This window comes from Nostoc sp. 'Peltigera membranacea cyanobiont' 213 (assembly GCF_002245975.1).
Lineage (GTDB): Bacteria > Cyanobacteriota > Cyanobacteriia > Cyanobacteriales > Nostocaceae > Nostoc.
Map to the genome: position 1 here is coordinate 1 of NZ_NOLI01000145.1, position 19,742 is coordinate 19,742.

The following is a 19,742-nucleotide window of genomic DNA, read 5'->3' on the forward strand; positions in this document are numbered from 1 at the left end:
TTTGGGTTATTGCGATCGCCTACGGCGGGGCGTAGCCCATCGCGGGTATCTTGCAACAGCACTTCGGCACGAGACTTAAGAATATCCGCAATTTGACTGAAGGCATAGAACATGACCGAATGGCACTAAGAAAAGCCGAAACACTTGCGGTTTAAGCAGTTTGCAATTGTTTTCGTAATTCATGCCGGGGTTTCGTCATCAAGGGGTAAACTTTGGGGCGACGTTTACGAACTCGTGGTTCACTACGACCTGGGCGTTCTGGAACAGCCTTGTGAGCAATAACTTTTAGTAAAGTATGATAAATTTGAAGACGTTTCGTTGAATGAGCAGCTAATAATTTGGGAATAAAGTTAATTAAATGGTGGCGAGTACCTTGCAAAGATAGGCGTAATGGAGGAGTGGTGTAAGTAGTTCCGGCATCCCACATCAAACTACGAAGTAGATTATAAGCTAGCAAAAAAACGTAAATTTCCTTGCGTACCATTGAGGGTGTTTTACATCGCAAAATATCCATACCCAAGGTAGTTTTTAAATGTCTTAAATCTATTTCAACATCCCAACGTTTACCGTAAAGTCCAACAATTTCGAGAGTAGAATAAGAAGATTTATCTAAAAGAGTAGTAATTAAGCTGACTTGTTGAGTGCGAAAGCCAGGAATAACAACGTAGTAGTAAACTTCCCGCACAGTGATGGAAGGAGGTAGAGCTAAAAATTCATCTTTATTCAATCCTTTTGGACAACTTTTAGGCTTATACCAAGTAACTAATTTGTCGCAATCTCCAATAATTTTGCCTTTGCTCATAGTCGTTGTGCGAGATTGATGCTTCCGAAATATAGCATCACAACCGAGTTTGGTAATCGTAACCATATCGGCATAAGCGCAAAAAGCTCTATCCCCTAAAAGTACATCATTGGGTTTGAGAAAACTGTACAACTTCCGAGCTAATTTAATATCATGAGTGTTCAAAACGTCTATGCAAAGTGCAGTAGCGGCTCCTGTAACTAAACTGAATATCACACCAATTTTAGCAATTGGGAAGCCACATCCAGGCTTTTGGCTACTGGGTTGAGGATATTCTTTTTGATTCTCTACAGTGTCAGGCATCGAGACAGTTGACCCATCTATTACTTTGACATTTCGACCACACCATAAATATTCTGTCGCTACTTTCTGTTCTAGGCTTTGTGCCGAGAAATTGAAAAGTTTTTCTAATAACTTTTCTGGAAGCCTTGCCCTAGCTTGGCAGTAGGCACTCGTATCTGTTGAAGGAACTTCTACTTCTTCACCAGCCTTTAGGTGCAATTATTTTACTCACAGCATTATTACAAGTTTTATCAGTATCCAGCACTTGTGATAAAAATGCCCATAAAGTTATTAATGGGTCAAATAACCGCTTTTTGTATTTAATTTTTAGCTCCGATATTGCAAGTCTTATCACAGACTCTGGCAATACCCGGATTTCTCACTTGTGAGAAATCCGGGAGAAGAAACTGTTGGTAGACATCCACTGAACTTTTACGAGTCTCCGTCGTGGTTTACTACTGAGTTATTACGTCATGTCAGATTGTCTGGTGTCATTGGTGAGCCGTGTGTGGGGCATGGAGCAATCGCATCATTACTCAGAGTGTGGCCCTACACCAAGCAAATGTGGACGAACGATATTGATCTACATCTTGCGGCTGATTACCAAATGGATGCAACACTATCCGAGTCATGGGCTAAGTTTCCCGATTGTGACTGCACTAACCCACCATACGCGGAATTTGCTGCACCAATTATCAAGAATGCCTACCAGAAAGCTCGTGTAGGTGTTGCCGCATTCCTATTAACCAGCTTTCTCGAACCCTGTGATGATCGGGCGGATTTTTTACAGCAGCACCCGCCGTCACTTGTACTGATTCTGCCTCGTTTTTGTTTTCGCAAGGACAAGAAAGGTAAACGCTGGGCTACCGATAACATAACCATCTCGTGCTTTGTGTGGGATAAACGCGCAACAGGGCAGCAAATTATTATTCGTCCCAAGTCGGCGATCGCTGGGTTTTACAAGAACCCTGAGCAGGCGATTTCACAAGAACGGGCAGAAGAAATTACTCAAGCGATCGCCAAAGGAGAATTATGCAACAACTAACTTTATTTCCCGAATCTGCTCCTACTTTACCAGTCAACTATTATCCAGAATTTTTGAACAAGGAAGAAGCCGACGAACTCTACCAACATTGCCAAGAACTGCAATGGAAACAAAATCAAATCAGGATGCTGGGTAAAACGATGCCTGTGCCTCGCCTAGAGTGCATTTATGGCGATGAAGGTTGTGATTACCTCTACTCCAAGAGCGTACTACTTAAACCACTGCCTTGGACTTTAGCGCTAGCCCAACTGCGAGATAGGATTACTGCTGCTACTGGCTACAGCTTCCGTATTGTCATCGCCAATCAGTACAGGAGCGGACAAGACAGTATCGGCTGGCACTCTGACAGCGAGCCATCGATGGGATTTAACCCTGCGATTGCATCAGTCAGCCTGGGTTCATGCCGCAAATTCCAGATCAAACCCATTGGTGGCAGACCAACGGATTTCTGGCTGGAACACGGCAGTTTACTCGTGATGCACCCAGGCTGTCAGTCTACACATCTTCACCAAGTTCCCAAGACCAACAAAGTGGTTAGCACACGTATTAATCTCACGTTTCGACCGCATACAGGGAGAAGGATCTGAAGAAGGCAGCTTGTTTTGAGTTTCAATCCAATTTTCCAAAATGGTGTATTATATTCTCGCTTAGTTCAGATGTACTATTGTGTCTGTTTTAAAGCCAATCACTCCAACTAACAAGATATTTCTCATCTGACGGCTCAACTAAAAACAACAGTCCTTTAACCCGTGTCTGCGTAACAAACCTTAAAAGCGGTATGACCATATACCGCAAAATTCCCATGCGTCAAAATATTGGAGGGAATATGACATTTTTACCGACCGATTTTCAAGCCAAGCACCTACAAGAGTGGCTCAGTAGCGGGGTTGATGAAGAAATCATTGCTCTGAATGTGCGTTCGCTGTCTGGGACTTTACCCTACGAATATCTGCTCTACAGTCTCAAAATCTCTCGTCGCAACGATGGACGACTGCGCGATCGCGATTTGAAAAAATACCAGCACATTGAATTAGGCGGCTGGTGGTGCAATGGCGTTGACCCCCTCAACAACTACGTGCTGATGATGTGGGGCTGCTTCAAACCCGACTTTCCCAGACGTGATCGCCAGAAAATTCACAAGTTCATCAAGTACGAGCATCCTTACAGAGAAGAGACACGCGCTTTCTTCCTCTTAGTACCAAATCGCATCTGGGTGAAAGTCTCCCTACGTAGCGGTATTCCCATTACTGAAGAAGACCTACAGCATCCTGGCGGTTTCTGGCATTGGGTTTGGCAGCATAATGTGCCAGTGACAATTGTAGAAGGGGTCAAGAAAGCGGGGGCATTATTGACTGCTGGTTATGCTGCGATCGCAATTCCTGGTGTTAACGCTGGATACCGCACACCCCATGATGAGTACGGTACTGCTATTGGTAAGCCAAACCTCATCCCCGACTTGAAACATTTCGCAACACAGGGGAGGCAGGTTAACATTTGTTTTGACCAGGACAATAAACCTGAGACAGTCCAGCGAGTCATAACTGCTATCAGTCGCATGGGACGGCTGCTGGTAAATGAAGGCTGTTCCCTGCGGGTGATAGATTTACCGCTAGGGGCAGAGAAAGGGGTTGATGATTTTATCGTTGCGAAGGGGAAGGAAGCCTTTGACGCACTTTACAATACAGCCGTTGCACTGGAGTTGTGGGAGATTAAGCTGTTTACTTTGCTGACTTACCCGCCTGCGATCGCTCTCAACCAAAGATTCTTGGGCCAGCTTCTCGTCCCCGAAGGTGAAAAGCTGATTATCCTCAAAGCTCCCAAAGGCACTGGTAAAACCGAATGGCTGGCAAGTGAGGTGGCAAAAGCACACGACCAAGAAAGACGGGTATTAATTATCACCCATCGCGTTCAATTGGGAGAGGCACTGTGTAATCGATTTGGTGTTAACTATGTTACCGAAGTCCGCACGAATGAAACAGGGACATTGTTGGGATATGGGGTGTGTGTTGATTCGCTACATCAGGAGAGCCAAGCCCGATTCAACCCTAACGACTGGGCAAATGATGTCATAATTATTGATGAATGTGACCAAGTTTTCTGGCACTTGGGGTAAGCGTGGTTCTGTCATCAACGTCGAAATGCGGCGCTATCGAGAGTCTGTGCTTGCGGGATTAGTCGAGGATGGTTATATCGTTATTGATACTGACGATGTTGATGATGATGAAAGTGGCGCAGTAATCGAGTCGGTTAAAGCCGCATCTGTTGAATTGTATACTGCGGAGTGTAAAGCGATCGCGGATTCTCCAACCATCTCTGATCCCCAACTCAAGAAGCTGCAAGACACAAGGGCGAAAACCAAAACTGAACGACACCAGCAACGCAAGGCTGAATTATCCCGTCGCTACGAAGTTGACGTGACCCCTAATTTGGTGGAGAAGGATGACGACGGCTGGTATCCTCAACTGCGGATGCACTATTATTTGACGCTGGGACGAGAGTTTCTGACAAACCGTGATGCGAAACGAGCAAAAGCGCAGTTAGAGGCTGGGGAGAATTCGGTTTGGAAACCAGATTTTAACAGGGGGCAGATGTTACCTGCTGTGTTGTTGTTAGAAGAACTGAATCTGTTGCAGTTGCTCACGCCTGGGGAGCAACTGCGTTCTTCTGACGAGGCGATGCAGGAGTTTAAAGCGCTGGCTGTAAAGCATCGGCACGTTATCAAAAATTACCTTCACGTGACTATCTCAGAAAAACTGACTTCCATAGCGATCGCACAGAAACTACTTGCCAAGATTGATTTGAAGTTGAACTACGTTGGTCGGTTGGGTAAGCGTGAAAATCGGGAGTGCGTTTATCGGTTTGTTGCACCTGATGATGAGCGTAATTCAATTTTTGGGCAGTGGTTAAATCGAGATGAACTGTTTCTTAGTGAGTCGGTGTCAGTCAGTAATAAAATAAGTACAACTACACCAGTAACTGACACAACATCACTATCCATATCGCACAATACTGAAGTGGTGTCAGGCACTAATAATATAGTCTTTGCAACACCACTCAGTGATACGACACCACATACCCCAGAAAATATCGCGATTCTTGAATGGAAGGCGCTGATGCTGAAAATGCAGCTTGGGCTAAATAGCGCTGGCTCGTTCTACAGCGAGTTAATCTCCAAGGTTGGCTTGGCTCGGCTGTTGACGTTGCTGATAGTGAGCCTTACTGGAATGGATACCTGGGGCAGTGGCAAGTTTGGGTTAACTTTGGAGGTGGGTGTACGTCTGTGGTCTGTGATTGGTTGGTGGCGGTGTAGGTCACATCCTCACAAAGCTCCCAATTAATTACAGGGATGATCGCTGCATTGGTTAGGAATTTATCAACCCTGCTTGCTGCAAGGGGTTTAATGTCATGAAACCTTAAAATGAGAATTGGCGATCGCTAGATATTGACCACTAGCAACATTATTTATAAATTTTGTCAAAGTAGATTTTAGAAATCAAAAATATCCTTCATACTTTAAAACAGTAATCCTACGTAAAATTTAAGGAAGGGATGGCAATGACATCTCTATTACAGCGACTAAGTGCAGAACGAAATCGCAGATTTGTAGGACGTGAGCGGGAAGTGGAGCTATTTCTTGATGCGATCGCATCAAGAGAATTACCTTTTCACATTTTGCACGTCTTTGGCCCTGGCGGTGTGGGCAAGACAACCCTCATGCAGCAGTTTTTACGGTTTTGTGAACGGTCAAAAATCTCAACTATCTACGTAGAAGGACGTAATATAGAAGCCGCGCCAGAATCTTTTCTTAGCACGTTGCATTCGTTGATGGCATTGAATGAATCAGATTCGCCTCTGGATGTGCTAGCGCAAAGAGAAGAACGTAATGTAATTTTAATTGATACTTATGAAGCTATTACCCAGTTAGATGAATGGCTGCGGGAAGTATTCTTACCCCATTTGTCTGTTAATACCTTAATTGTGATTGCTGGACGCAATCCCCCTTCATCTGGTTGGTGTAGCGATCCAGGTTGGCAAGCTTTGATGCAGACTTTGCCCCTACGCAACCTGACACCAGAAGAAAGTCAAACTTATCTCACCACACGAGATATTCCCACTACACAACACCAGGCGATTCTAGAATTTACCCACGGACATCCTCTAGCATTATCTTTGGTTGCTGAGGTATTTGCTCAGGGAAAAGAAATCTCTTTTCAAGCAGAATCTGCTCCCAATGTTGTTAAAACACTGTTGTCAAGATTCATCAAAGAAGTACCAACACCCCTACACCGTATGGCTTTAGAAGCTTGTGCAACGATCCGGCTGACTACCGAAGCCGCACTAAATCAAATATTGGCTGTGCCTGAAAATACTTTGGCTGGTGAAGCTCACTCTTTAGGGGAAATACTTGATGTTCACGATTTATTTGAGTGGTTGCGCGGACTGTCGTTTATCGAATCAGGGCAATTGGGTTTATTTCCCCACGATTTAGCACGCGAAGTTTTAATTGCTGACTTGCGTTGGCGTAATTCGGAATTATACACGGAATTACACCACCGAGCGCGTCAATATTATACTAAACGACTAGGACAAACCCAAGGGCAAGAAAAGCATCGAGTGCTACTTGATTATGTTTTTTTGCATCGGGATAACTCGGCGATTCGATCCTGTTTCACCTGGGGTGAGCAAAGTAGTTTATTGACAGACTCACTACGGGAAACTGACAAAACCGCACTGCGGGGGATGGTGGCAGAATACGAAGGCGAAGAATCAGCAAAAATAGCAGACCACTGGTTGCAGCGCCAACCGAGGAATGTAGTAGTATTTCGTGACTTGCACTCCGAACCTGCGGGATTTGCAATGATGGTGGCATTGCAGACAGCAACTGTTGAAGATTTGATTGCAGATCCGGGCGCTCTTGCATCTTGGCAATATCTCCAAACCCATGCACCATTACGCCCTAGCGAAGGCGCAACTATTTTCCGCTTCTGGATGGCGCGGGACACTTATCAAGCTGTTTCCCCTACCCAAAGTCTAATTTTCATTAATTTTGTGCAGTATTTTCAGAAAACACCGGGGTTAGCATACACCTTTCTACCTTGTGCCCAAGCAGATAGTTGGACAGCAATGTTAAACTACTTCGACTTAACACGACTTTGTGAAACCGATTTTACAGTTGAGGGAAGACACTATGGTGTTTATGGGCATGACTGGCGAATTGTCTCACCTGCCGCATGGAAGGAAATTTTGGCCCGAAAAGAGGTTACAACTGCCGGAGAATCTGTAGACAATACTCCAGTTGGTGAACCTCTGTTAGTTCTTAGTCAGCCAGAATTTGTGGAGGCGGTGCAGAATGCGTTACGTAACTTTAGTTGTCCTGATGCATTACAGAATAATCCATTAGTGCGATCGCGGAGCGTGTACGAAGTACTCTCGCAAAGCGTGTCAGAACAAGTTGCCACAAAAGCAAGTATGAGCGAGAGTCCAAAGGAAACGCAACTCTCCGACGAGAAGCCGCACTTTGTTCACCGACGCGATGCCTGGGATGGACAAAGCCAACGCGTTAAAGTTTTACAAAATCTGGTGAAACAAGCAGTTGAATCCTTGCAATCATCCCCGCGTGATGAAAAACTCTACCGCGCTGTTTATCGAACTTATTTAAATCCCGCCGCCACGCAAGAACAAGCAGCTGAATTACTAGATTTGCCTTTCAGTACGTATCGCCGTCATCTAAAAGCTGGGATGACAAGAGTTACAGATATTTTATGGCAAAGAGAAATTAGCTAATCAGCGAAAATTACGAGGGCGGAGTGGAAAATAATTTCGTGAGGGAGGATTTCAAAGACTCAAATTCAGCCAAAAAAGTTTTTCAGCCTGTGACAAGCTAATTTCAAAGTAGCCGATTATGCACAAAGCAGTTATTAAAGAAATGAAGATAAATCGTTTCATATTTTCCTCAAAATAAGATTTTATGACAAACTCATCATATACAACTAGCAATGAATTCAGATAAACTAAGACTATCTTTAGTTATGACTAGTTTTGGAATTTTAGATTCAACCATTAACAGATGATTGTCCGTTAAGTTAATACCAATTATCCATCAATATGCACTTAATATTTATTCAACAAACTCTAAAATACGCAAAAAAAGAAATTAGTTATTAAGTGCAAGTTTACAGAGAATTGGTATAAGTAATAAATTTGGGTGATTCCTTCGGAGGTTAGTTAACAGATTTTAGCTTTTTTAGTTTGCGCTTTAGTATCAAAGTGCTACCAATAATCCCAAAGACTACTGTGCTGGCGATTGAAGAAGGTTCGGGGACAAGTGTAATATTGCCAGGGCCTGTGATGGTATTGGTAAAAGTACCAAAACTGTTATTGCTATTGTCAAATCCAGTAGTGACTAAAAAATATTGATTATTGGCAGTTAAGCTCAAGCCACTAAAACCAGATGTGCCTTCATCTGGAAAAGGATCATTCCCACTGAGTAAATTAACTAATGGGGTAATTGGGTTGAAGCTGTTTTGGTACAAGAACTGGATGCCCAGGAAAGCTTGAGAACCTACAACATCATAAGAGCCTGTAGTATCAACAAAGAAAGGCTGGCTGTAATAAGGGACGGCGGTGCCATTACTAGAAAGTGATGTGGGTGGGTTAGTACCACCTTCAAACCCTTCCGTTTGCGGACGGTTAAAAGTTGGTGCGTTTGTTGTATCACCAGAATATGATATGGTGGATGCCTGAGATGGCAAAATAAAACTTACAGATAGAGCTATGGCTACGCCCAACCCAGGCATCGCAGCAGAGGCAATAGGGATTGAACGTAAGAGCGATTTTTGCCAAAAATTAAATGAATACTTACTCAAACTCTTAAGCTTGGCTATTTTGGAAAACTTGGTAGAGCGATGAGATAGATTGTTTTCTGAGACGATGGATTCTTTAATTGCCTGAGACATATAGTTGTTCTAGGTTATTTTTACAAAACTGAGTGCTTTGTATGATTGCACTTTCATCTAGTTCCAGGGATGAGCAAGCAAAGCCTGTGAAGTAATACCTAAGCCAATTAGGGTAATACATAAGGCACTTGCTACGGGTAACATCTTGATCCTGGGGATCTGGAGTGGCAAATGCTCAAACCGATTTTTGGCGTAGACTAGCATTAAGCCGATTCCAGTTAGCACTGCTGCTAGACCTAAGCTAAAGGCAGACACTAGCGCTAGTCCAAAGCTAACTCGTCCCATTGCGATCGCACTCAGCAACACTACTAAGGCTGAAGGACAAGGTAACAAGCCGCCCGATATTCCCAGCGCTAGTAGGCTAGACCACTTCATGGAACTTACATCACCGTGAGACGGTAGATGCGAATGCTCGTGGTGATGATGGTGATGATGGTGGTCGTGGCTGTGTTGATGGTTTTCATGCTCATGGTCGTGTGAATGACCTTGTAATCGACTGATGAACAAATTTAAACCAATTCCCATTACTAGCAGACCAGAGATTACACTTAGCCAAGGGTATAATTGTTCAGTCAGCACAAACTGAGACGTGCCAAGTGTTACCAGCCCTAAAAGAAATATGCTAGCTGTATGAGTAACCGTCACAGTCAACCCCAGGAATAGAGCGTGTTTGGCATTACTACGGGAACCCACTAGATAAGCACCGACTATCGTTTTCCCATGACCAGGGGACAGGGCGTGTAAACCACCCCATAAAAAAGCGATCGCTAGAGCTATTAAGATAGTCAGGAAATTATGATTTTCCTGGGTAATTAGGCTAGTGAAGATATCGTTGCTTCTTCCTGTCAAAGCATTATCTAAACGGCTGGATGATTTAACTTCCGGTGGAGGCGCTTGTTCGCTCGATGTCAGAGACGGATTGAGTTTAAAGTCAATCCGATGTTGGTCGAGAGGACTGCTAAGTAACTCAGTGGGGTAATCTCTCAAGCGGTTGGTGATACTGTTAGAGGTGAAACTACCTTGAATGGTCACGCCATTTGCAGCCACAGTAATTTCACGCCAGCCCAAGCGCTGCGGGTAGAACTTGTCTTCAAATTCTATTAACTGATTCGCGCCGACTAACTCCATTGATCCCTGAAAATTACAACTCAGCCGCAGTGTAGATAATCCTCCGACACCTGGAGGAAATTCGACTGTTGATTTTACCAAAGACAGTGCTTGCACATGTTTATCGATCAACAGTTCCAGATGTGAGTTGACTTCCTGGCATTTTTGTTCGGGGTATTGAACTGTCTCTACAGGTTCAGCTTTGCGATCGCGATTAGTATCTAAGTGATTAATTTCCTGAAAAGCCGGAATCTCTGCCATGTCTAGAACATAATCAATCCCCACCCCATCGGTTGCTACCTGCACTCCTGCGTAGTGATTGATGGTAAAATTGCCTAAAGGATGGGCATCCGCCTCCGGCATCCAAAATAAACATACTACGATGATTGCAGTATTCCAAGCCAAGTAATGTAGCAGCTTTTTCATAAAGAACTCCCTATAGTGTTAGGAGTGGGAAAAGAGACAGAGGATACTAAGTTAGCCAAGACTTGACGAGCTTGATCGGCATACTTGTGATGAAATTGAGGATTGAGGCTAACAGCTTGAGTTAGTCGCTTTATTGCTTCCTCACGATTACCTAAGTGAAACGCAATCATGCCAGTATGAAATTGCAGCAAAGCATCCTCTGTCCCAAAACGAGTTGCTCGTTGTGCTGCCTTTTGCGCTTCTTGCCATTGCCCATTAGCCGCAGCTGCCCAAGCTAAAGTATCAAGAGCATATACATCGTCTCGCACTGCTACTTCACTACGGGCAATTTGTAGCGCCTCTGGTAAGTGGATTCCATGTTCAGTGTAGTAGACAGCCATTGCGCGATCGTAGATTCCTTTAACCTTGCTCAGGTAAGCGACTACCCCAATTAAATCTTCAGTTTCAGCTGCGCCTTCCCGATCTCCCAGAGCTACTTGAGCATCAGCCTTATACCCCAGCGTTTCTACCAATGGCATCAGTTCTATACCCTGGTTGGCGATATTTAGAACATCCTGCCAGCGATGCTGTGCCGCATAAAGGCGGGCTAGTCCTGTAAACGCAGCTATATGCCGTGGAAAGAGGTCAAAAGCTTCCCGATATCGCTGCTCAGACAGGGCAAAATCGCCGGCTGCAAAAGCCAGATCCCCAGTCCGCACATGAAACCAAGCACGAGTTTCGGCACTTGTTGTATAGAAAGAATCCATCTCCTGCATAGCCTCATCTAGCAGTTGCCGTGCGGAGGCTAGATTGCCAGTTAACTCTAAGTAACGAGCTAAAACCGCGTTATGACCAGAGTTCGATTCTTCCTGTGCAAGGTTCTGCAATAGTTGATGAGTTGTTTCATAATCACCCAACTCCATCTGAATCGATGCCAAGAGCGAGACAATATTGGGATTATCAAGAGATGAATTATTTAACACATTTAAAGCTTCTCGAAACTGATGTTGAGATAGTAAAGCTGATGCTAGGAGCATGGAAGAAACCTGATTATGGCGCGGCTGTAGTGCCAGGGATCTACGTGCCGCTTGTTCTGCTCGTAACACATCGTCTATATCTGCAATTTCTCGAAAGCGCCTCAAATATTGATCGGCTAACAGACGTAAAAATATTGAGGAATCGGGAGATTGGGCAACTTTCTCTTCATAGACGCTGATAATATGCGATCGCTCTAAATAATCAGGGAAGACTAAATCTGACTGCTGAACTGGTAATATCTGCTTTGAATTAACAGTCAGCAGTTGCACAGCAGAGGAATATGTGCCTAACTTACCATTGGTGTAGCCTAAACTTAGCGCTTGTGTATCACAGGGTCTTAGTAAAACCAGTAGGCTAGTCAGCACTAACACCCATAGTATTTTTAGATGCATAAACCTTACAAAGGATTACCTAAATAAGGGAACTCAGAAAGAAAGTTAGCATTATTAGGCGCAACATTATCGCTAGTCAGCCCCGGAATTTGGCCTGTAGAAATGCCTGTAACTGCATTACCAAAGACAACAGATGCAGTCACATCAATTACGTCATCTTTTGGTCTTCTACCACCAAAATTTTTGCCTAACTGAGTCCCAAAATAACTACCGCTAGGTTTAGAAAGGTCAGCTTGGATAACATCAGGAATCGCCACTGAGATCGCTGCATCGGCTATACCTTGAGGTCTACCGATCGCTTTCACAAAGGCTTGAATGAATTGGGATTGATTGCTAGCGTCTTTTGTTGGTGTCTGAAGATTACTATTATTATGAGCTTTAAAGTCCATAAAAAGTTCATTCAGGGCTGGAACTGCTAACCGCTCAATCTGAGCAAAATGCCCATTTCTGAGTCTAGGAGTTTTAACACTAGTTGTCATCCAAGCACCAATCTTGCCTTTACCAAGCAGTTTCCTGGGTAGCTCGACAATAATTGAGTGGACATTGAATGGGGCTAGGGTGTCTTTTGCTTGTCCAGGTGGTCTAAAGGAAAGAACTTGGAAGGAAGGACTCGGATTAGGCTGAAGGCTATAGTTCCGATCCGGGATGATTTTAAAGAACTGTTCCAAATCGAAAAAGAACGGGTCTTTGCGTGTCCCAACAAAGAACTTCATGCCGTTATATGCGGCGAATGTTTGGTTGAGTTGCCCTGTCCAACTCACTGGGAGTAAAGCTGACTCTGTTCCTACTTTGGTTGGACGACATGGGCCGCGCACTGTGACAGTTTGGTGTGAGCCTTTACCATTTATATTGAATTGGAGTACGACATCTTCAATACTGTCGCCAGTGTTATCAATCTTGAACTGATAAAGAACATTTGGATCGAATGGTCTTTTTTCACCAGAAACTATCAGAGGGTCGAAATCCATCACTAAGACAACATTTTTGGGGTCTGTGGGACTCTCAAACACAAACAAATCTGTGAGATCCGCAGCAGTCAGCTTAGTGGCAAGAAAAGTTGTGTCCTGATGGTCTGAAGCCAAAGCTTTAGGAGTTGCATAGGTTAGCACTACCAGCAAAATAGCGACAAATGCCACTATGGGACGAAAAAAACGAGTAGCTTTTGTCCAATATAGCGATCGCTTGACACAAAAAAATACCATATTTTGGACTGCTTTATCTATGAGTAACCTGCTTTCAGTTGGTATAAAAGAGGTGATACTCCGAGCATTTATTCTCATAGTTGCCCTTCTTGAGGTGTTTAGCCTCTACTGTTGGTGTGAAAATAGCAAGTTGATTTGGATTTCAAAAAAGACTGGGGCTATTACCGAAGTGCTTCACAGCTTATTTGCTCTTACTACTCACTTTCCAGACCAAAACTTGCTCATTTCTTGCTCACTTTTCTAATTTCCAGATTTAGTAGCTTTTAGCACTACATTTGTAATACATACCAGTTTTACTGGATATGTTGTTCGACCCGACGCTAAATAGTGGCGACAGTGCTTCGCAAGACGTAGAAACGTTGAATGCCCGTCGCATCAAGGAAAAGATTCTCCAGAAGAATGAAATGACTGCCTTTCTCATCCGCATTGACAGAGAGACAGGCAGACGTGGTGCAGAGAAGGACTGGGCATTGGATGCCTCTTGCCAAATTGAAGCACAGCGCAATTGGTCGATCAATAATCTTCGGGCTGATTTGCGTTAGCGAAGCTTAACGAAGTTATCGCTACTTCTTGAAATGGGCAATACGATTGTCCCTATGGGCAACGGTGGTGATGAAAGTGCTTCTCGCTGGATGAAAGCGGCGGGTATTGCCATCGATGAGGAGCATTATGTTTCAGTCACCTGTAATCGACAGATAGACAAATCTTTTGAATGGGTGAATGTATGAATGCGTGACTGAATATCTTATAATTAAGATGAATATTCAACATTTATTGCATCTCGATTTCTACCTGTAATTAAAAGTTATCTAATTATGCCAGAATTTGTTTACACAACCCTAAAAGGTACGACTAGAATAGCCTTTTATAGCGAAGTGGATCAGGACTTAGTTGATAATTTTAGATGGCGAGTTGATAGTGATGGTTATCTGCGGAGAAATAGTCCGCGAGATCAGCAGGGAAAACAACAAACTATTTTCTTTCACAAATTAGTGGCTCAAAGAATGGGGCTAGATATGTCCCTTGAAATTCACCACTTCAACAGCAACACTTTTGATCATCGACGCGAAAACCTCAAAGCATCGACCCGTCAACAAATTCAAATGAATCGAGGCAAGCACTGTAATAATAAGTCTGGCTTTAAGGGAGTAGTAGTGTGTAATGGATGGCGTGGGAAATTTCGAGCGCAAACCACAGTCAATAGTCAACCAATAACCATTGGTTATTTTGACAACCCTGAAGATGCTTATCAGGCGTATTGCGATTATGTCCAACCCATACATGGGGAATTTTTTAAAAGAGCTTAGTCGCCCTCTCCCATGCCCCTCTGCCCATCGGTGAGAGGTTAAGATAGTCTTACTTTCTCATCATATCTGCTATATCTACCCTACCGCAGTACTGCCGTGGTCAAGGGAGTCACAGGCTCGGATACAGGTGTACGTCCTTGAACCATTGATAATTTGACCGTTGACAGGTGTGGCAAAACATGATTTCCAAACAGTTCGCACTCTTCAATCAGAGGATAGCCTGACAAGATGAACGCCCTGATTCCCATATCCATATAACGATTTATCTTCCAGAGAATTTGCTCTGGTGTACCAACCAATGCTGCCCCACAGCCAGATCGCGCCCGACCAATACCACCCCACAACAGAGGCTCTAAGTAATCCGATGTGGATTTTGCTCGGATCTCATCTTGGCGTAAAACACCCAAAGATTTGTGGTCTTGTGTACGTTCTTTAAGGTTGAAGCCAGCTGGATCAAATTTTGACATAATACTCTGTGCCCAGGCGTGCGCTTCTTCTTGGGTTGAACGCACAATAACATGAACACGGAAACCAAAGTCAATCTGGCGACCATATTTGGCTGCTCTAAAACTCATGTCCTGCATAGTTGCGTAAATGCTTTCTTCTGGTTCCGGCCACATCAGGTACACATCGCAATATTTGGCACACACTTCTTTTGAACCCTCTGAAATCCCACCAAAATATAGCAGTGGCCCCCCATTTTGCTGATAGGGCTTCACTGGGTCTGTGGTATCAAGTTTGACCTGATAGATTTCACCTTCAAAATCAATACTTTCCTTATTCCAAGCTTGTTTGAGGATTTCAATAGTTTCGCAGCATCGTTTGTAACGCAGTTCAGGACTTTCTATTACACCAGGCAGATTGGAATTAATAATATTGATAGTCAATCGACCTTTAAGAATATGATCCAGCGTAGCGATATGACGCGCCAGCATGGTCGGGAAAATTTCGCCTGTCCGCAAAGCCGTCAGCATATTGATGCTTTCGGTTTGCGGGCCCATAGCAGAGGCAAAGGGAATCACTTTCTGCCCAACCAGGTATGAGGTCGGCAGCAGTATATTACCAAAGCCCATTCGCTCGGCGGTCAGCATGATCTTTCGGCAGTGTTCATAGTTGCTCCGGCGTTTTTCGTCTAGTACACCTAAATATTGTGTATCACCCCCACAAAGGTCGTCAAACCAGGCAACTTCAGCGTTTCGTAATCGTGTTCGGTGAGCAACAGATTTTAAAGGTTCGGTGAGCATTGGTTTGTGATTTTCATCTCAATAGACTTGTCCAACTTATCGTGTTTCATACCCAAAAAGGGTATCCACTAAGGTATGCTTTAGTTGTACCGCCCACAATATACCGGGCTTGTACCGAAAATCCTTTTTCTTCTTTGCTCCTGTGCCCCGGAAGCAATTTGCTAAGAGACAGAAACGACAATTCATTAGACAGCTACGAATGCGATCGCTCCCACCACTCACTGAACATATCGCAATCAATCCTCCTTTCATTCTCAGGAGCTTGAAAGTCTTTCTCCACAAGCCTTGTTGGGGCTGAAGCGGAAAACGCACCTTGGACTCAACAGCGCTGGTCAGTTGGTCAGTTCTACCAACACTTAGTCTCCAACGAAGGCGAGGCTGTTGGCGTTGCTGATAGTCAGCCTTACTGGAACGCATACCTGGGGCAGTGGCAAGTTTGGGTTAAGTTTGCAGATGAGTGTAGGTCTGTGGTGTGCGATTGGTTGGTGGCGGTGTAGGTCAAAGTAGTTCACTGTTCCCTAAAAACTGTTATTGTGAGTCGGTTATTTTACACTTTCCCAGTTTGGAGCAAATAATCTCTATTGCCAAGCCATTGAAAAAGACAATTTTGTGTTCGTTCTCTTCTGAGTCGCTTAAAGTAACGGGAACAAGTTTGTCTTAACCCAAGATTGAACCGGAATCAAGTTCCCACTGATGTTTGAGCAATTCTTGGTAAGTCGTTTCCCTTATCATCATTTGCTTATAGAGCATCAGCAAAAATTCTTGAGCTTGTTCATGGGACATGTGCTGCACTTGATCAGAGAAAGTTCTAAGGCTAAATTCTTGTTCTAAAGATAATTCAATGGGTTGATTCATCACTTTTATTACCTACTCTTTTATTTGGGTTTGCTTAATATAAGCAAACATTTCTTTATATAAATAAATGTTACGATGCCTTTACAAAAATCGAAGGGGTGTAAACCGTACCGACGTAGGTTAGAAATGCCGTATCTGCTGCTGAAAACCTTGATATCAATCCATTGTGGCAACCCCAGTAAAAACTTAAGTTCTAAAGTTTTTTACTAAGAGGTTTTTAAAAGCATTTTTCGCCTCTGCTTGCGGCTGGCGAGCTAGATATTTACCACTACCAACCTTTTTATGGCGGTGGATGCAGTCCCCCCGAGGTTAGAAGGCGACGCAAGTTAACAACTCTAACCCGAATTAATGCTCCGTCCACACCCACCTTTAATGAAAGTGGAGATAATAATTGGGGGGGTATGGACACCGATGCAGAACTCAGTGATTCTTGGTGGAAGCGAGTTAAATATTATGCTCAGTTACCCGCATTTCTCACAAGCTTGAAATGCAGAGGTGCAAGGGAGCAGGGGAGCAGAGGAGAGTTCAATATGCCTTGTTCAATCCCCTCTGCCCCTCTGCCCTATCAAACACCTGAAGCTTGTGATAAATGCAGGTTTAGCGGGTCTGTTCAGCGCCAACGTCGAAGCGATCAAGCATCATCACCTTGTCCCAGGCTGCAACGAAGTCCTTGACCATCCTCTCGTGACCGTCATCAGCGCCATAGACTTCAGCAATCTGACGCAGTTCCGCGTTCGAGCCGAAGATGAGATCGCATCGGGTTGCGGTGAACTTCGCTGCACCGGTTTCGCGATCGCAGATGTCAAAAAGCATCTCGCGATTGTCAACAGGCTTCCACTCGTAGTCCATACTGGTCAGGACACGGAAAAAGTCATTGGTCAAGACCCCCGGACGGTCAGTGAAGCTACCATGCTTTGAACGATCCCAATTCTGATCGAGCGCGCGAAGTCCGCCGACAAGAACCGTCCATTCAGGCGCGGTCAGCGTGAGGAGCTGCGCTCGATCTAGGAAGATACGCTCCGGCTTCACCTTGTAGCCAACAGCCTCATTGTGATAGTTTCTGAAACCATCCGAAACTGGCTTCAGCCAATTAAACATTTCAACATCTGTCAGCTCCTGAGTCGTATCCATCCGACCCGGAGTAAACGGCACGGCAACAGAAAACCCAGCGTCTTGTGCAGCCTTCTCGATCGCAGCACAACCACCGAGGACGATAAGATCCGCCATCGAGATTTTTTTGTTGCCCGACTGAGCGCCTTTAAAGTCCGCCTGAATGCGATCGAGGGTCGATAGCACCTCGCCGAGTTCCTGCGGGCGGTTCATTTCCCAGTCTTTCTGGGGATTGAGGCGAACGCGCGCCCCATTTGCGCCGCCGCGCTTGTCGGAATGGCGGTGACTCGATGCCGCTGCCCAAGCGGCTGACACGAGCGCCGAAACAGAGAGTCCACTCGCTAAAATCTGATCCTTGAGAAAATTGATATCGGCGGCATCAACGACATCATGATCCAGTGCCGGAATTGGATCTTGCCAGATCAGATCTTCCTCTGGGATTTCCGGACCTAGATAGCGCGTTTTCGGACCCATGTCTCGATGGATCAGCTTATACCAAGCGCGCGCGAACGCATCGCTGAAGTAATCGAAGTCACCCAAGAAGTGCTGACAGATTTCGTGATAGACCGGATCGACCTTCAAGGCAATGTCCGAAGTCATCATCATTAACGGGTGCTCAACGCTCGGTTGATGGGCATCCGGTGTCTTTGGCGCATCAGGATTGCTCGGCTTCCACTGAATGGCACCTGCTGGACTCTTTGTCTGTTCCCAATCGTATTTAAAAAGATTTGTTAAGTAACTGTTGTCCCACTGGGTTGGATTTGGAGTCCACGATCCTTCGATCCCGTTCGTCATTGTATATTCGGCAAACCCAGTGCCTTCAGGGTTCTGCCACCCCAAACCCATCGCCTGAATCGGCGCGGCTTCCGGGGCTGGACCAATCTTGTCAGGCGAAACCATGCCATGACTTTTGCCAAAGGCATGACCCCCTGCAATCAGCGCGACAGTTTCTTCGTCATTCATGCCCATCCGCGCAAACGTCTCGCGAATGTCTCGCGCCGAGCCATAGGGGTCGCCGTCAGCGTTTGGACCCTCTGGATTGACGTAAATTAGCGCTTGGTGCGAAGCCGCTAGCGGGTTCTCAAGGTCGTAGTATTGCTCGTTCGGTTTCCCAACCCACCGAATCGTGCGAGTGACCATCTCATCAGGATGACCAGGGTGTTCCTTAACATCGTCAACCGAATCGCCGTTCCAGAATTCGGGTCCCCAGTATGTCGAGCGATCCGCCTCCCAGGAATCTATGCGACCGCCACCAAAACCGAAGGTCTTAAACCCCATGATTTCGAGCGCACAGTTACCCGTCAAAACCATCAGATCAGCCCAGCTTAGTGCCGCACCATATTTCTGCTTGATGGGCCAGAGCAGCCGTCGTGATTTATCTGTGTTTCCATTATCCCACCACGAATTGATGGGTGCAAAGCGTTGCATACCCTGACTCGCTCCACCCCGACCATCCGCGATCCGGTAGGTGCCTGCTGAGTGCCACGCCATGCGAATCATTTGAGGTCCATAATTCCCATAGTCGGCGGGCCACCAGTCCTTTGAATCGGTCAGCAGTGCTTTGATATCGCTCTTCAACTGTTCAAAGTCAAGCTTCGCGAAGGCTCCTTTGTAATCGAAATCTCGCAGTGGGTTAGCTTGGGGCAAATTTTGGTGAAGCAGTTCGACCTGAAGTCGGTTCGGCCACCAATCATCGACTTGCGGCTTGGAGCCGAGCGCTCCGCCAATGCGGGTTCCCCGGAAGGGGCATTGTGCAGGAGGGGTGGCAGGGTTGTTGTTCATGGGGCTATTATTCATTCAGTTCAATCCTTCTTCATTAAATTCAATTCTCTCTAACAGTTTATGGGGTACAGCCGGGATACGTGCAAAATGGGACACGTTGTAAAGTTATGTAAACAAAAACTCTACAACTCCTACCAGAACTACCTTCACAATTTCTCAAGCCAAAACTAAGAGCTTGTCATCATCCAACAAATTCGGCACAGTCTCCATATCAA

17 protein-coding genes are annotated in these 19,742 nt (G+C 45.1%); 8 read left to right on the plus strand and 9 right to left on the minus strand.

All coding sequences use genetic code 11. The features are described 5' to 3' along the window. Window positions 1-151: 151 nt before the first annotated feature. Complete coding sequence (locus CDG77_RS27880) at window positions 152-1,303, minus strand: IS4 family transposase (RefSeq protein WP_223270013.1); 1,152 nt, start codon at window positions 1,301-1,303, stop codon at window positions 152-154. A gap of 166 nt (window positions 1,304-1,469) precedes the next feature. Here CDG77_RS27880 and CDG77_RS27885 point away from each other — a divergent pair, with 166 nt between their 5' ends. The 5 genes from CDG77_RS27885 to CDG77_RS27900 all read left to right on the plus strand — a co-directional run bounded on the left by CDG77_RS27885 (window position 1,470) and on the right by CDG77_RS27900 (window position 7,913). Next, window positions 1,470-2,129 carry a hypothetical protein gene (locus CDG77_RS27885; RefSeq protein WP_094332523.1) on the plus strand — a complete coding sequence of 220 codons (660 nt, stop codon included), beginning with the start codon at window positions 1,470-1,472 and terminating at the stop codon, window positions 2,127-2,129. Continuing rightward, window positions 2,117-2,716, plus strand: a complete 600-nt coding sequence (locus CDG77_RS27890) for an alpha-ketoglutarate-dependent dioxygenase AlkB family protein (RefSeq protein WP_094332524.1) — start codon at window positions 2,117-2,119, stop codon at window positions 2,714-2,716. The genes CDG77_RS27885 and CDG77_RS27890 overlap by 13 nt, the downstream gene beginning before the upstream one ends. Before the next feature lie 191 nt (window positions 2,717-2,907). Further along, entirely contained in the window at window positions 2,908-4,242 is a 1,335-nt protein-coding gene (locus CDG77_RS38920; protein ID WP_317615939.1) for a DUF3854 domain-containing protein, read from the plus strand. Next, window positions 4,214-5,467: a hypothetical protein gene (locus tag CDG77_RS38925; RefSeq protein WP_317615940.1), complete on the plus strand. Its 1,254-nt coding sequence runs from the start codon at window positions 4,214-4,216 to the stop codon at window positions 5,465-5,467. The genes CDG77_RS38920 and CDG77_RS38925 overlap by 29 nt, the downstream gene beginning before the upstream one ends. A 217-nt stretch (window positions 5,468-5,684) precedes the next feature. Beyond that, entirely contained in the window at window positions 5,685-7,913 is a 2,229-nt protein-coding gene (locus CDG77_RS27900) for an ATP-binding protein (protein ID WP_094332525.1), read from the plus strand. Window positions 7,914-8,350: 437 nt separating this feature from the next. On the opposite strand, the gene CDG77_RS27905 is transcribed toward CDG77_RS27900, so the two are convergent. The 4 genes from CDG77_RS27905 to CDG77_RS27920 are packed head-to-tail and all read right to left on the minus strand — an operon-like array spanning window position 8,351 to window position 13,307. Beyond that, entirely contained in the window at window positions 8,351-9,085 is a 735-nt protein-coding gene (locus tag CDG77_RS27905) for a hypothetical protein (RefSeq protein ID WP_094332526.1), read from the minus strand. 57 nt (window positions 9,086-9,142) lie between these two features. Further along, a complete protein-coding gene (locus CDG77_RS27910; RefSeq protein WP_094332527.1) occupies window positions 9,143-10,618 on the minus strand; it encodes a nickel/cobalt transporter in 1,476 nt (491 codons plus the stop codon). After that, the gene (locus tag CDG77_RS27915; protein ID WP_094332528.1) at window positions 10,615-12,027 is read right to left on the minus strand and encodes a tetratricopeptide repeat protein; all 1,413 of its coding nucleotides are present in this window, start codon (window positions 12,025-12,027) and stop codon (window positions 10,615-10,617) included. The genes CDG77_RS27910 and CDG77_RS27915 overlap by 4 nt, the downstream gene beginning before the upstream one ends. A 5-nt stretch (window positions 12,028-12,032) precedes the next feature. Further along, window positions 12,033-13,307: a DUF4331 domain-containing protein gene (locus CDG77_RS27920; protein WP_094332529.1), complete on the minus strand. Its 1,275-nt coding sequence runs from the start codon at window positions 13,305-13,307 to the stop codon at window positions 12,033-12,035. A 224-nt stretch (window positions 13,308-13,531) separates the two neighbouring features. Between CDG77_RS27920 and CDG77_RS38930 the strand changes: the two genes are divergently transcribed. From CDG77_RS38930 to CDG77_RS27930, 3 genes are all read left to right on the plus strand, one after another. Continuing rightward, window positions 13,532-13,771, plus strand: coding sequence for a hypothetical protein (locus CDG77_RS38930; RefSeq protein ID WP_317615941.1), 240 nt, complete (start codon window positions 13,532-13,534; stop codon window positions 13,769-13,771). 33 nt (window positions 13,772-13,804) lie between these two features. Beyond that, window positions 13,805-13,957, plus strand: coding sequence for a hypothetical protein (locus CDG77_RS38935; protein ID WP_258169536.1), 153 nt, complete (start codon window positions 13,805-13,807; stop codon window positions 13,955-13,957). Between the two features lie 87 nt (window positions 13,958-14,044). Beyond that, on the plus strand, window positions 14,045-14,536 hold the full coding sequence (locus CDG77_RS27930) for a hypothetical protein (protein WP_094332530.1): 492 nt from the start codon (window positions 14,045-14,047) through the stop codon (window positions 14,534-14,536). Between the two features lie 80 nt (window positions 14,537-14,616). On the opposite strand, the gene CDG77_RS27935 is transcribed toward CDG77_RS27930, so the two are convergent. The 4 genes from CDG77_RS27935 to katG all read right to left on the minus strand — a co-directional run bounded on the left by CDG77_RS27935 (window position 14,617) and on the right by katG (window position 19,542). After that, window positions 14,617-15,780 carry an LLM class flavin-dependent oxidoreductase gene (locus tag CDG77_RS27935; protein WP_094332531.1) on the minus strand — a complete coding sequence of 388 codons (1,164 nt, stop codon included), beginning with the start codon at window positions 15,778-15,780 and terminating at the stop codon, window positions 14,617-14,619. Window positions 15,781-15,816: 36 nt separating this feature from the next. Continuing rightward, window positions 15,817-16,197 (minus strand): hypothetical protein, encoded by a 381-nt coding sequence (locus tag CDG77_RS27940; protein ID WP_094332532.1) that lies wholly within the window; start codon window positions 16,195-16,197, stop codon window positions 15,817-15,819. A 240-nt stretch (window positions 16,198-16,437) separates the two neighbouring features. Then, a complete protein-coding gene (locus CDG77_RS27945) occupies window positions 16,438-16,635 on the minus strand; it encodes an NblA/ycf18 family protein (protein ID WP_094332533.1) in 198 nt (65 codons plus the stop codon). 597 nt (window positions 16,636-17,232) lie between these two features. After that, the gene (gene katG, locus CDG77_RS27950) at window positions 17,233-19,542 is read right to left on the minus strand and encodes a catalase/peroxidase HPI (RefSeq protein ID WP_223270014.1); all 2,310 of its coding nucleotides are present in this window, start codon (window positions 19,540-19,542) and stop codon (window positions 17,233-17,235) included. Between the last annotated feature and the right edge of the window lie 200 nt (window positions 19,543-19,742).

What these genes read in the sequence shown, in the direction of transcription:
- CDG77_RS27890 (WP_094332524.1), top strand. Translation starts at nt 2,117, where the DNA reads ATGCAACAACTAACTTTATTTCCCGAATCTGCTCCTACTTTACCAGTC.
- CDG77_RS38920 (WP_317615939.1), top strand. Translation starts at nt 2,908, where the DNA reads ATGACCATATACCGCAAAATTCCCATGCGTCAAAATATTGGAGGGAAT.
- CDG77_RS27900 (WP_094332525.1), top strand. Translation starts at nt 5,685, where the DNA reads ATGACATCTCTATTACAGCGACTAAGTGCAGAACGAAATCGCAGATTT.
- CDG77_RS27905 (WP_094332526.1), bottom strand. Translation starts at nt 9,085, where the DNA reads ATGTCTCAGGCAATTAAAGAATCCATCGTCTCAGAAAACAATCTATCT.
- CDG77_RS27910 (WP_094332527.1), bottom strand. Translation starts at nt 10,618, where the DNA reads ATGAAAAAGCTGCTACATTACTTGGCTTGGAATACTGCAATCATCGTA.
- CDG77_RS27915 (WP_094332528.1), bottom strand. Translation starts at nt 12,027, where the DNA reads ATGCATCTAAAAATACTATGGGTGTTAGTGCTGACTAGCCTACTGGTT.
- CDG77_RS27920 (WP_094332529.1), bottom strand. Translation starts at nt 13,307, where the DNA reads ATGAGAATAAATGCTCGGAGTATCACCTCTTTTATACCAACTGAAAGC.
- CDG77_RS38930 (WP_317615941.1), top strand. Translation starts at nt 13,532, where the DNA reads ATGTTGTTCGACCCGACGCTAAATAGTGGCGACAGTGCTTCGCAAGAC.
- CDG77_RS38935 (WP_258169536.1), top strand. Translation starts at nt 13,805, where the DNA reads ATGGGCAATACGATTGTCCCTATGGGCAACGGTGGTGATGAAAGTGCT.
- CDG77_RS27930 (WP_094332530.1), top strand. Translation starts at nt 14,045, where the DNA reads ATGCCAGAATTTGTTTACACAACCCTAAAAGGTACGACTAGAATAGCC.
- CDG77_RS27935 (WP_094332531.1), bottom strand. Translation starts at nt 15,780, where the DNA reads ATGCTCACCGAACCTTTAAAATCTGTTGCTCACCGAACACGATTACGA.
- CDG77_RS27940 (WP_094332532.1), bottom strand. Translation starts at nt 16,197, where the DNA reads ATGCGTTCCAGTAAGGCTGACTATCAGCAACGCCAACAGCCTCGCCTT.
- CDG77_RS27945 (WP_094332533.1), bottom strand. Translation starts at nt 16,635, where the DNA reads ATGAATCAACCCATTGAATTATCTTTAGAACAAGAATTTAGCCTTAGA.
- katG (WP_223270014.1), bottom strand. Translation starts at nt 19,542, where the DNA reads ATGAATAATAGCCCCATGAACAACAACCCTGCCACCCCTCCTGCACAA.